Source organism: Amycolatopsis decaplanina DSM 44594 (assembly GCF_000342005.1).
Taxonomy (GTDB): Bacteria; Actinomycetota; Actinomycetes; order Mycobacteriales; family Pseudonocardiaceae; genus Amycolatopsis; species Amycolatopsis decaplanina.
Window position 1 is genome coordinate 192158 of record NZ_AOHO01000048.1, and the last position, 12240, is coordinate 204397.

General features: G+C 68.2%; 9 protein-coding genes. 7 read left to right on the top strand and 2 right to left on the bottom strand.

The features are described 5' to 3' along the window. Window positions 1-120: 120 nt before the first annotated feature. The 4 genes from H074_RS13475 to H074_RS13490 are packed head-to-tail and all read left to right on the top strand — an operon-like array spanning window position 121 to window position 4838. The gene (locus tag H074_RS13475) at window positions 121-1530 is read left to right on the top strand and encodes an AMP-binding protein (RefSeq protein WP_007030599.1); all 1410 of its coding nucleotides are present in this window, start codon (window positions 121-123) and stop codon (window positions 1528-1530) included. Continuing rightward, window positions 1527-2579 carry a LuxE/PaaK family acyltransferase gene (locus H074_RS13480; protein ID WP_039922348.1) on the top strand — a complete coding sequence of 351 codons (1053 nt, stop codon included), beginning with the start codon at window positions 1527-1529 and terminating at the stop codon, window positions 2577-2579. Before H074_RS13475 ends, H074_RS13480 begins: the two co-directional genes overlap by 4 nt. Next, window positions 2576-3820, top strand: coding sequence for an acyl-CoA reductase (locus tag H074_RS13485; protein ID WP_007030601.1), 1245 nt, complete (start codon window positions 2576-2578; stop codon window positions 3818-3820). Before H074_RS13480 ends, H074_RS13485 begins: the two co-directional genes overlap by 4 nt. Before the next feature lie 34 nt (window positions 3821-3854). Next, the gene (locus H074_RS13490) at window positions 3855-4838 is read left to right on the top strand and encodes a lysylphosphatidylglycerol synthase transmembrane domain-containing protein (protein WP_007030602.1); all 984 of its coding nucleotides are present in this window, start codon (window positions 3855-3857) and stop codon (window positions 4836-4838) included. 61 nt (window positions 4839-4899) lie between these two features. On the opposite strand, the gene H074_RS13495 is transcribed toward H074_RS13490, so the two are convergent. After that, window positions 4900-6840, bottom strand: coding sequence for a DUF6541 family protein (locus H074_RS13495; RefSeq protein WP_007030603.1), 1941 nt, complete (start codon window positions 6838-6840; stop codon window positions 4900-4902). A 262-nt stretch (window positions 6841-7102) separates the two neighbouring features. Here H074_RS13495 and H074_RS13500 point away from each other — a divergent pair, with 262 nt between their 5' ends. After that, on the top strand, window positions 7103-8713 hold the full coding sequence (locus tag H074_RS13500; protein ID WP_007030604.1) for a hypothetical protein: 1611 nt from the start codon (window positions 7103-7105) through the stop codon (window positions 8711-8713). Window positions 8714-8799: 86 nt separating this feature from the next. Next, window positions 8800-10182, top strand: coding sequence for a glycan biosynthesis hexose transferase WsfD (wsfD, locus tag H074_RS13505; protein ID WP_051071936.1), 1383 nt, complete (start codon window positions 8800-8802; stop codon window positions 10180-10182). On the opposite strand, the gene H074_RS13510 is transcribed toward wsfD, so the two are convergent. Continuing rightward, on the bottom strand, window positions 10152-11393 hold the full coding sequence (locus H074_RS13510; protein WP_007030606.1) for a hypothetical protein: 1242 nt from the start codon (window positions 11391-11393) through the stop codon (window positions 10152-10154). The genes wsfD and H074_RS13510 overlap by 31 nt on opposite strands. A gap of 101 nt (window positions 11394-11494) precedes the next feature. Between H074_RS13510 and H074_RS13515 the strand changes: the two genes are divergently transcribed. Further along, a complete protein-coding gene (locus H074_RS13515) occupies window positions 11495-12229 on the top strand; it encodes a lysophospholipid acyltransferase family protein (RefSeq protein WP_007030607.1) in 735 nt (244 codons plus the stop codon). The last annotated feature ends 11 nt before the right edge of the window (window positions 12230-12240 follow it).

Genomic DNA, 12240 nt, shown 5'->3' on the forward strand with positions numbered 1-12240 from the left:
CGGCTGGCCGAAGGCCCCGCTATGGGGGTGGCAGGGCAGCCGGTCGGTGAATCCGGCGGGTGAACGCACGACCGCCCTGCCGGACCGATCGCGGTCGGAAATCGGTCGGAGGAATGAACTGTGACCCTTCTGGGTGTGGGTGCGCGACTGATCGACGTCACGAGCGGCAAAACGCTCGCGGGCGAGGAACTCGACACCGAGGTCACCCGCGTGGGTGCCGCGCTGGGGCAGCTGCCGCCGGGCGCGCTGTTCGCGCGGATGTCGGTGGACCTCCAGAGTGTGCTGAACTACCTCGGCGCGTTCGAGGCCGGCCGCGCGATCGCGTTGATCGACCCGGCGCTGGACGCCGACGTCCTGGCGGGGCTCATCGAGCGGTTCCGCCCGGCCGCCGTGCTGTCCGCGCCGGACGCGCCCGCACCCGAGGGTTACGGCGTCTCCGACGGCCACTGGGTCCGTGAGTCCGCCGAAGGTGTCGAGCCGCATCCGCACCTCGCCGTCCTGCTGCCGACCAGCGGTTCCACCGGGAACCCGAAGCTGGTCCGGCTCTCGCGCGGTGCGGTGCTGGCCAACGCCGACGCGATCGCCGAGGTGCTCGGGATCGACCGCCACGAGATCGCGCCGACCAGCCTCCCGCTGCACTACAGCTACGGCCTGTCCGTGCTGAACTCACACCTCGTCCGCGGCGCGACCGTGGTCATCGAGCCCTCGGGGGTGCTGGGACGCGGATTCTGGGACGCGGTCAACGAGCACAAGGTGACGTCGCTCGCCGGGGTTCCGTATCACTACGAGATGCTGCGGCGCCTCAAGTTCGACCCGGCGAAGTACCCGACGCTGCGCACGCTGACCCAGGCGGGCGGCAAGCTCCGCGACGACCTCGTCGCCCAGTTCAACGACAAGATCCGCGAGGTCGGCGGGCGGATGTTCGTGATGTACGGGCAGACCGAGGCCGCACCGCGGATGACCACCGTCCCGGCGGAACGGCTCGCCGAGAAGCTCGGTTCGGCCGGGCCCGCGCTGCCCGGCGGTTCGTTCGCGATCCGGCGCGAAGACGGTTCCGAGACCACGCACCCGAAGATCGTCGGTGAGGTCGTCTACCGCGGGCCCAACGTGATGATGGGCTACGCCGAGGACGAGGCCGGACTGGCCGCGGGCGACGAATACGGCGGCGTGCTGGCCACCGGCGACCTCGGTTACCTCGACGAGGACGGGTTCCTCTACATCACCGGAAGGCTCAAGCGGATCGGCAAGGTCTTCGGCAACCGCGTCAACCTGGATGATCTCGAGCACGCCGTGCGTTCCGCTTCGCCTGCGATCGACGTCGTGGCCGCCGTCCCGGCCGGGGACAAGGTCGTCCTGTTCGCCGAGTTGCCTGAGGGCGACGGAGCCAAGGCGATCTGCAAGGACGCCGCGAAGGCGCTGTCCGAGCGGCTGCACCTGCACACGAGCGGGTTCGACGTCCGCGCATGCGACACCGTGCCGCTGCTGGCCAGCGGCAAGATCGACTACCGGTCGCTGGAGGCCCAGGTATGAGCGTCTTTACATTGTCTCAGGCCGAGCGTGAGAAGCACTTGCTTCCGCAGCTCGCCGAGCTGACCACGCACCACCGCGAGAACTCCGAGGGCTACGACCGCATCCTGTCGTCGCTCGGCATCGCGCGGGACGCGTCGTTCGCGTCCATCGCGGACCTGCCGTGGCTGCCGGTGCGGATGTTCAAGACGCACGACCTGCGCAGCATCCCCGAGTCCGAGATCTTCAAGACGCTGACCTCCTCGGGCACCACCGGCGCGGGCGCGTCCCGGATCTACCTGGACAAGGCCGCCGCGGGCGCGCAGACCAAGCAACTCGGCGCGACGCTGCAGGAGGTCCTCGGCGGCGAGCGGCTGCCGATGCTGATGGTCGACACCATCGGCATCATCAAGAACCGTCGCTCGTTCTCCGCGCGCGGCGCGGGTGTGCTGGGCATGGCGAACTTCGGCCGCAAGCACACCTACGTGCTCGACGAGAACGACCAGCCGGACGTCGAGGCGGTCAAGACGTTCCTGGCGAACTACGGCGACAAGCCGTTCCTGATCTTCGGCTTCACCTTCATGGTGTGGCAGTACCTCTACGAGGTCGCGCGCGAACACAAGCTGGACCTGTCCAACGGGATCCTGATCCACTCCGGCGGCTGGAAGAAGCTGATCGATCGCGCGGTGGACAACACCGAGTTCCGCCGCCGGTTCAAAGAGGACACCGGACTCACCCGGATCCACAACTACTACGGGATGATCGAGCAGATCGGCACCGTGTTCCTCGAAGGACCGTCGGGGAACTCGTTGTACTGCCCCGATTTCGCGGACGTCGTGATCCGGAACCCGGAAACCTGGGAAGAGCAGCCGGTCGGCGAGCCGGGGGTGATCGAGGTCGTCAGCACGCTGCCGCACTCATACCCGGGCCACGTGCTGCTCACCGAGGACCTCGGTGTCTGCAACGGGATCGACGACGGCGACTGGCCGGGCAAGCACTTCTCGGTCATGGGCAGGCTGCCCAAGGCCGAAGCCCGCGGTTGCTCGGACACCTTCCAGGGGGCGGCGGCATGAGCACGGTGAACCAGCGTTTCCCGCTCGGCGACGCGATCGAGGTCTCCTCGTTGGTCGAAGAGCTGCGGGCCGAGCCCGTCGGTGGACGGCTTCGCGTCGGTGACCCGCGGGTCGTCGAGTTCCTGACGAAGTTCGCGCGCAAGCTGCTCGCTCCCGCGACGGCCCGCCGCTTCCCGGAGCTGGCATCCCTCGGTTTCTTCCTGCGCAAGGGAGAGATCGCCAAGGCACTGTCCACTTTGGAAACATCCGGTGACGCGCTGCGCTTCCCCCGTGGACTCGTCTTCCACGTGCCGCCCGCCAACGTCGACACGATCTTCGTGTACTCGTGGGCGCTTTCGGCGCTGGCGGGTAACCACAACGTCGTCCGCGTGTCCTCGCGTTCCGCCGGTGCCGCCGAAACTGTGCTGGAGGCACTGAACGCCGCACTGTCCGAAGTGGACGCCGATACCGCCTCCGCGATCACCGCGACGCAGCGCATGGTCACCTACGACCGCAGCGACGCGATCAGCGGTGCGTTGTCGGTCGCCGCGGACCTGCGGGTCATCTGGGGCGGCGACGCCTCGGTCGCGGCGCTGCGCAAGTACCCGCTGGCGCCGCACGCGCGTGACCTGACCTTCCCGGACCGTTCGTCGTTCGCGGTCGCGTCCGTGCGCGGCTGGCAGAACGCTTCCGAGGCCGAGCGCCGCGGCGCGGCCGAGGGTTTCTACAACGACTCGTACTGGTTCGACCAGGCCGCCTGCTCGTCGCCGCGCGCGGTGTTCTGGGTCGGTGACGAAGACGGCGCCCGGGAAGCGGGACAGGAGTTCCGGAAGCTGCTCGCCGAGGTGCTGGTGACGAAACAGCACGTCACCGAGCCCGCCATGGCCGTGCAGAAGCGGGTTTCCGCGTACGGCGCGGCCGTCGACGGGCTCGTCGACGGCATCGAGTTCCAGGGCAACGGCCTTGCGATGTTGGAGCTGTCCAATGCCGCGGTCCTTCCGCGCGAATGGCTCGGCGCGGGCACTTTCGCCAACGCGCGGGTCGACACGCTTTCCGACCTCGTCCCGATCGTGCTTCGCAAAGATCAAACAGTCGGTCAATTCGGCTTCACCAAAGAAGAATTGACGCAATTCGTGACGGAATTGGCGGGCCGCGGCGTCGACCGTGTCGTTCCGTTCGGATCGGCCCTGACGTTCTCCGCGATTTGGGACGGCTACGATCTGCTGACCGAGTTCAGCCGCTTGGTGACCGTACAGGCCTGACCTGCGGCGACAGAGGTACAGCAGAGGAGGTTCAGTGACGACCGTCGAAACGCCCGAAGAGGCTGGATCAGACAAAAGCGGTTCTTTATCCGCTGCACAGCCGAAATCCACCAAGGCGAAGATCCTCGACGTCGTCCGCTGGATCGCGATCCTGCTGGTCGTCGGTTTCGCGGCGAAGACACTGGTCACCAATTGGGGTGAATTCTGGCGGACGCTGTCCGAGGTCGCGTGGGAATCCTCCACGTTGAGCCTGCTCGCGCTCATCGCCGCGATCATGGTGTCGACCTACGGCTGGCAGGTCATGGTCGACGACCTCGGCAAGCCGATCGGCTACGCCCGCGGCGCGCAGATCTGCCTCGTCGGCTCGCTCGGCAAATACGTGCCGGGTTCGGTGTGGGCGTACCTGCTGCAGATGGAACTGGGCCGCAAGGCCGGACTCGCCAGGGCCCGGATCTTCACCGGTTCGCTGATCCAGCTCGGCGTCGGCGTGGTGTCGGCGCTGGTCGTCTCACTGCTCGCGGCGCCGGCGGTGTTCAGCAACAGCCCGCGGGCGCTGTGGCTGTTCGTGCTCATCCCGGTCGGACTGGCGATGCTGCACCCGCGCGTGCTCACCTGGGGCACGTCGCTGGTGCTGCGGATCCTGCGCCGCCCGCCGCTGGACCACCGGCTGAGCTGGTCGGTCGTCGGGAAGGTGTTCGGCTCGTCGACGGCCGCGTGGGCGTTGCAGGGCGTGCACCTGTGGCTGCTGGCGAACTCGGTCGGCACGCCCGGGTTCAGCGGCTTTGTGCTGTGCGTCGGCGCGATGGCCGTCGCGATGACCGTCGGGACGTTCGCGTTCATCCTGCCCAGCGGGGTCGGTGTCCGCGAGGTCGCGCAGGTCGCCGTGCTGACCGCGTCGGGCCTCACCGTCGTCCAGGCGACGGCGTTCGCCATCGCTTCGCGCGTCATGTTCACCGTCGCCGACCTGATCACCGCCGGCGCGGCCGCCCTCTCCGCCCGCCTCGCCCACCGCAATTAGTCACCTACTTGCGGTCGACAGGCTCGCGTCGGTCGCCCACGTGACCACCGCAAGTAGGTGACTAATTGCGGTTGAGCCGGTAGATGACGGCGTCCTGGTTGCGATACACCTCGGTCACGAAGTTCAGCCCGTCCAGATCGCGTAGCCCGGCCTGGCGCGGGGCGCCCGTCGGGTAGCCGTACTGCCCGAGGATCACCCACCGCACGTTCAGCCGCGCCACCGCCGCCCGCACCTCCACGTTCGACGGGTACTCGCGGAAATGCCACTCCAGCAACCGCGCGTCCGACGGTGACAGCGTCTCGTCGAAATGCCCGGAAGTCGTGCGGACGCCGGAGAGCGCGTAGGTCCACACCGTCCCGTCCAACCGGTCGTTCAGCGCGCGTTCGCCGGGTTTCACGAACTCGGCGAGCTTTTCCATCGCGACGACCTCGTCCGGGCTCACCGGCAGTTTGTGCTGGTCGACGTCGGGCGTGTTCGCGTAGCCGGGCGCGACCTTGTCCGCGTTGGACCGTGCGTAGAAACCGTTGCTCAGGAAGGCGAAACCGCCGAACACCGCCACCGCGACGACGAACGCGGGCACCTTCCGGTGCGCCACGCTGTCCCGAAGCCACGCCTGCGTCTCGGCGAGGCCATGGGCCGCGATGATCGACAGCGGGATCGCCGCCATCGACATGAACCGGTACGGGTCGTTCCACCACGGCCGCGACAGCGCCAGTACGAGTGGCTGCTCGGACGACGTCACCGCGATGTAGGCGAGCCCGGTGAGCAACGCCGTCACGCCGATCCAGCGCAGCGCGCCCGCGCGCGAGAAGAAGATGAAGCCCAGCAGCAACGCGGCCGAAAGCCAGATCTGCGGATACGGCTCGTGGTGCTGGAAGCCCAGCAGCGCGCCGAGCGCCGTCGTCGCCCGCCATTCGACCGGCCAGCTGCGGTAGGGCACTTCGCCGTTCGCGAGCCCGATCGCGCCGAACAGTTGCAGCCACGCCACGAAGATCGCGACCACCCCGACGATCGCCAGCGCGCGCAGGTCCCGGCCCATCCGTCGCCACCGTTCACCAGGTGCGATCCAGCGTTGCAGCAGCAGCGGGCCGGCGAACAGGATCGAGCCGAACAACGCGGACGAGTGCACGCACAGCAGTCCGACAGCGCTCGCCAGCAGCACGAAGCCGGTGTCGGGAGCGGGCCGGTCGAGGTATCGCTTCACCGCGACGGCGGCCAGCGGGGTCAGCGCGAGGCCGAGCAGGAACGGGAGCAAAGGTCCCCTGCTCATCGATTCGTACAGGCCCATCACCGGCGCGATGGAGACGAGCGCGACCGCGCCGGCGAACACCGCGCGTCCTCGGAACACACGCACCATCGTGACCAGCGACAACGCCAGCAGCGCGGGCAGCAGTGCGGTGTTCACGTCCAGGGTCAGCGGGATGCTCGCCGGGCTGAGCAGGTACATCACGGACGCGAGCAGGTGGTACGCGTTGGGGTAGAACACCGGCGCCGCGTCGCCGTACCAGTTGACCTCGCCGGTGCCGAACAGGCTGCCGTCACCGGTTTCGGCGATCTGCCGGACGCCGTTGGCGTGATACACGGCGTCGAACCCCTGCGGGATGGCGTCCAGCCTGCCCATCCCGCGCACCACCGCGTACATTCCGACGGCGGCCGCGAGCAGCAGGCACGCCCCGACGGCGAGGTGCCCGGACCGTCCCCACAGCGGTTCCTCCGGCGCGGGCGGCCATCGGCGCAGGGTGAGCCGCCGCAGGCCGTAGGCGGCTCCGGTGAACAAGGCCGTCGCCACCGCGTACGTCACCGGGGTGAACGGCAGCCCGAGCGCCGCCGCCCATGGCCCGGCGAGACCACCGATGGCGTAGCTCAGCAGCGGCGTCATCCCCGCGAGCACCCAGCCGCGGAGGCCGGCGGCGAGACCGGTGAGCAGACCGGGGAGACCGATGACGAGCAGCGCGACGCACACCGTGACGACGTCGGCCAACAGGGAGGTCTGGGTGGGCACGGGCTTCCTCGGGGGTGGGGAATCCGCACAGAACCCCCGAGGTGCGGAACGAATGGGAAGCCAGATTAACCGTCCAGGGCCGTTACCCGAAGGAGTCACATCCCGACGGGGAAACGGCGGAACGGTGCCTACTCCGCGCACACATTGTTCGGCCATTCGTGTCAATTGGCTGCGCCGAAAGAAACACCTTGGCGCGGTGTTCGATACTTGACCGTAGTCTTTCGTCAGGGGAGTGGCTCGGCCCGGGAGGGTGGGGGATCAGGTGGTGATCGCGCTTGTCGTCGCCTGGTTCGTGGTCGCGGTCTTCGTATTGGTGACCTGGCCCGAGATCAGCACCGGCAAGGGCTGGCGCGCCGTGGCGCTGACGCTGACCCTCTGTTTCTCACTGGTGCACCAGCTGGTGTTTTCCACCATCGCGGAAGACGCGTACATCACTTTCCGTTATGCCCAGAACATCGCCGACGGCAATGGCCCGGTGTTCAACCCCGGTGAACGGATCGAGGGTTACGCGAATTTCCTCTGGATGATCGTGATCGCGTTGCCGAAGGCCGCTTTCGGGGCCGATATCGAGACCTCCGCGATCGTGCTCGGCATCCTCGCCACGCTCGGCGCGGTCCTGCTCGCCCATGTGACGGTCAACCGGGTGGTCGCGCGGGCCGTAGGCGAGCCGAGGCCCGCCTACGGCGTGGCCGCCGCGGTGCTCGTCGCGGGCGCCGGGGGCCTTGCCGCGTACGGCGGATCCGGCACCGAGACCCCGTTGTTCGTGCTGCTCGTGTTCGGCGTCTTCGCCTCGCTCGCGGCCCGGCGCCCGGTGGTCGCGGGTGTTCTCGTCGCCTTCGCGATGATGACGCGCCCGGCGGGGTTCCTGCTCGCGGTGCTGGTCGGGAGCTGGCTGGTCGTCGCCGCCCTGCGTGGCCGCTACACCTGGTGGTCGCCAGTGGGCTGGCTACTCGGCGGGCTCGTCTTCACCGCGCCGTGGACGGCGTGGCGGGTGACCTACTACGACCATGTCCTGCCGACGTCGGTCGTCATCCCGTTCGACATCGACATCGCGGCCCGGATCGACCGCGGTTGGCGGTACCTGTCGGGTTTTTCGGTGGTCCATCAAGGATTTCTGCTGCTCGGCCTGATTTCGGTGGTGGCCCTGTCGCTGCGGCGTACCGGCCGGACCCCGCACGAGGCCGAGGCCAGATCGCTGACCTGGCTGATGCTCGTCACCGCCGTCGCGCTCACCGGGTTCGTGGTCTTCTTCGGCGGCGACGCCGGACCGGCATGGCGGCTGCTGGCGCCGATCCCGCCGCTGCTGTCGGTGGCGGCCGTGTCGGTCTACGGCGTGCTCGTCGCGGCCACGAAGCCGAGCCCGCGGCCGCGTCCGCAGGTCCAGCGGCTCATGCCCGCCGCCGCGGTGGCGTTGTCCGGGCTCGCGGTCCTGGTGTCGGTGTTCAGTCCGGAGATGCTGTCCCGCGTGCGCTCGTGGCACGACCACGGCGAGCAGATGGAGGAGATCGGCCGCTGGCTCGACGCCTACCTGCCGCCCGGCTCGGTCGTGAGCACTTCCGCACCCGGCGTGCTGTCGTACCACGCCGGGACGCAACTGCAGATCGTCGGTGTCCGGGGCCAGACCGAGGAATCGGGCGAGGTCGTCGTCTCCCGGCGGCATCCGACGATCGCCGTCATCACCGACAGCGGGTACTCGGCGAAGCAGTCCTGCGTGATCGACCCGGCATACGCGGCGAGGTACCGCGTCGCGACCTTCGCGCGTGAAGGAACCTCGTCGTGGCTCACCGTCTTCCTGCGGGCGGACGTCGAGCGGGCGGTCAGGTCGGCCCTCGACCGCTCGCCCGATTTCCGCCACGTACCGTGCCCTTCGTGAGTGTTGACGAACACGGCCCTCTCGCGTCGCCGGTCACGGCCACCAGGCCGACAGTGCCGGCACCCTCGCGCCTGTTCGGCCTCGGCATGTTCGCCGCCGCGCTCACCGTGCTCCTGGTCCGCTTCCTCGTGCCGCGGCCGGTCGCGATGTCCGACAACGGTGACGGTTTCCGCGTGCTGTGCGGCGCGGGCATCCCGTGGAAGGGCAAGCCGGAGGGATTCGTCCAGCTCGCCTACACCGCCCCGGCCGGTGAATGCGACGCCACCTATCTCCTGACCCAGAGCTGGTTCGCGCGGATCGCGCGGTCGATCGGCGGGCTGCTCGGCCTCGAATCGACGCTCAGCCTCGTCGTGCTCGGCGTGCTCACCAGCGTTCTCGCCGCCGCGGCGGTCGCGCTGATCGTCGTCGGACTGCCGTACTCGCGCCGCATCCGCGGTTTCGCGGCCGCGGGTTTGCTGCTGGTCGTCGCGGACTCCGCGTTCTTCGGTTACTTCGCCTCGGTGCTCGGTGAAGGTGCCGCGTTCCTCGGCCTCCTGCTCGCCGTCGGTGGCCTGCTGGTGGCCGCGAGGCCCGGCTGGTGGCGCTACGCGGGTCTGGCCGTGGTGCTCTTCGGCGGCGTGATCGCGGTCAACGCCAAGGTCCAGACGCTGATGATCCTGCCGTTGCTCGCGCTCGCCGCGCTGCTCGTCCGCCCGGCGGGCGTCCGCGGCCCGAAGCGCTGGCTTCCCGTGGTGTTCGTCATCGCCGCGCTCGCCGGGGGCACGGCCTACGCGCAGCAGACCATCGAACCGGCGAAGCTGCCCGACGGCTCGCTCGCCGCGCGGCCGGGCGACGATTCGCGTGAGATCAACATGTTCAACACGATCTTCTTGACCATTGTGGACGGTCGGCACGACACCGGAGCCGACCTCGCCGCGCTGGGACTGCCCGCCTCGTTCGGCCAGTACGCGGGCAACGGCTGGTGGCATCCGAAGCCCGCGACGCTGGACCCCGAGTACCCGAAGTACCGCGAACAGATCAGCAGGCGCAACGTCGTCGAGTACTTCGCGACGCATCCCTTGCGCACCGTCGAAATCCTGGACCGCGCGGCGGGCGATCTGCTCACCGCGCGGCCGCCGTACCTCGGCAGCTTCGACCAGTCGGCCGGCTTCGCCCCGGAAACACAGGAATACCGCGTCCCGATCGTTTCGACCATGACAAAACTGCTGGCACCACTGGGTTTCTTCGCTCTGCTGCCGCTATGGGCCCTGATCGCCTGGCGTGGCTGGAAGACCCGGCGTGCCGCGGTGGGCGTCACGCTGGGCTTCCTGCTCGCCGTCGCCGCCGGACAGTTCGCGCTCGCGGCGCTGGGCGACGGCTTGGAGAACGTCAAACACCAGGTGATCGCCTTGTACTGCACGGTGCTCGGCGTCGTTCTGGCGCTGGTGACCTTCGCGCGTCAGGAGGACTTGACGTCCAATGTCCCTTGATGGGGGCGGAAGCCGCTGAAATCACTGCTTCGGAGCCGTCGCGGCGTCTTCGGAAACGAAACCAGAGCGGCGAAGATCAGTAGTGCGACGGCGTCGATCCAGAACACCGCCGCGCCCGTGACGATCCGCAGGTTCACCGCGATGTAGAGGAAGATCAGCGCGCCGACCCAGAGCCGCCGTCCCTCACCTCGCTGCTGGTCGAGCACGACCGCGGTGAGCGCGACGATCAGCGGCGCCATCATCACGAACACCCGCGGTGTGTCGGTCGCGACGAGCCGTCCGGCCAGGCAGCAGGCGAACAGCCAGACACTGGAGATCAGGAGCTCCGCGCGCAGACCGTAGCGGCGATACTGCTGGTAGAGGCCGTAACCGAAGATCAGCCAGAAGAAGTGGAACGTGGTGAACAGTTCGACCTGGCCGGTGCCCTTGCTCGCGTTGAGCGCGAAGCGGATGTTGTCGAGCAAGCCGCTGTTGGACTGGCCCGCGCCGAAGCCGTAGTCGCCGCCGATGAGGTTCTGCGCCCAGATCCGGTAGCCGATGTAGACGCTGATGGCGACCACGAACACCCCGATGCCCCCCAGGACATCGCGATCGCGGAACTTGCGGCCGCGCGTCCACGCCATCAGCGGGTACAGCGGGGCCAGGAGAAGCGTCGTCTCCTTGTTGATCGCGCCGAGCACGATGACGATCGCGAAGGGGATCAGCCTCCGCTTGAGGATGAACCAGATCGCGAGCAGGTAGAGCAGGTTGTTGAGCGGGTCGACCAGCCACGGGTTGCTGAAGGCGTAGGGCGCGTACCAGAACGTGCAGGCCAGCGCGACGGACGCGAGCACAGAGGTGAACAGCTGCAGTTTCAGATACGAGCGCAGGAACTCGAAGAAGACGATGATCGTGGCGAGTGTGACCACGAAGGTGAAGGCGACCCAGAGGACATCGAGGGAGAGGCCGGTCAGCAGGTTGCCGCGGTGGACGATCCACGGGCTCAGCATCCGTAACGCGAACGGGTTCTCGACGGCCGCGCCGGTCTGCTCGGACATGCGGTAGTAGTTCACCGCGTCGCCCCAGGCCTGTTCGTGCGGCTTGGGGAACTTCGGCATGAAGGAAATCAGGTTGATCAGGGAAACCGTGCTCAGCGCGAGATAAGCCCAGAGGCGCTGAGCACCGGGTCTGCCTCTCGGCATGAGGGTGATTTCGGCCGTTTCGTGCGTCACCCGTGCATTTTAGGGCATTGACCTGGGACGATAGTGCAAAAGGCCGCGTGTGACCTACGCGACCGTAGGTTGGTTACCCTACGGTAGCGTAACCTGAACGAATGGCTGAGCTCGTTTACCCGCCCGTCATCATGGCGGCGAAGTTGATGTTCCGGGTGCTGGACAACCGCATCCGGGTGGAGGGGACCGAGCACATCCCGTCGACCGGCGGGGCGGTCATCGCCTGCAACCACGTGAGCTATCTCGACTTCATCTTCTGCGGGCTCGGCGCGCGGCCGGCGAAACGTCTGGTCAGGTTCATGGCGAAGAAGGAGATCTTCAGCAACCGCGTCGCCGGACCGCTCATGCGCGGCATGCACCATATCTCCGTCGATCGCGGCGCGGGTCTCGCGTCGTATCGGGAAGCCGTCGAGCGACTGAAGGCCGGAGAGGTCGTCGGGGTGTTCCCCGAAGCCACGATCAGCCGATCGTTCACCGTGAAGGACATCAAGTCCGGCGCCGTCCGGATGGCAGCCGAGGCGGGTGTCCCGGTCGTGCCGATGGCGCTGTGGGGCACGCAGCGGCTGTGGACCAAGGGCCGCCCGAAGGACCTCACCAAACGCCACGTGCCGATCTCGATCCTCGTCGGCGAGCCGATGCACCCGAAGGCAGACGAGGACGCCGAAGTCCTTTCCAAGGACCTTCGCGTGCGGATGTCCGCGCTCGTGGATCGTGTCCAGGCCGACTACCCGGAGAAGCCGGCCTCCGACGACGAGCGCTGGTGGCTGCCCGCCCATCTCGGCGGTACCGCGCCGACGCCCGAAGAGGCCGCGAAGCTCGACCGCGAAGGCCGCTGAACGCCGGGACG

Bases quoted from the DNA above. Each gene is read 5' to 3' on its own strand.
- H074_RS13485 (WP_007030601.1), top strand. From the start codon at position 2,576: ATGAGCACGGTGAACCAGCGTTTCCCGCTCGGCGACGCGATCGAGGTC.
- H074_RS13515 (WP_007030607.1), top strand. From the start codon at position 11,495: ATGGCTGAGCTCGTTTACCCGCCCGTCATCATGGCGGCGAAGTTGATG.
- H074_RS13480 (WP_039922348.1), top strand. From the start codon at position 1,527: ATGAGCGTCTTTACATTGTCTCAGGCCGAGCGTGAGAAGCACTTGCTT.
- wsfD (WP_051071936.1), top strand. From the start codon at position 8,800: ATGTTCGCCGCCGCGCTCACCGTGCTCCTGGTCCGCTTCCTCGTGCCG.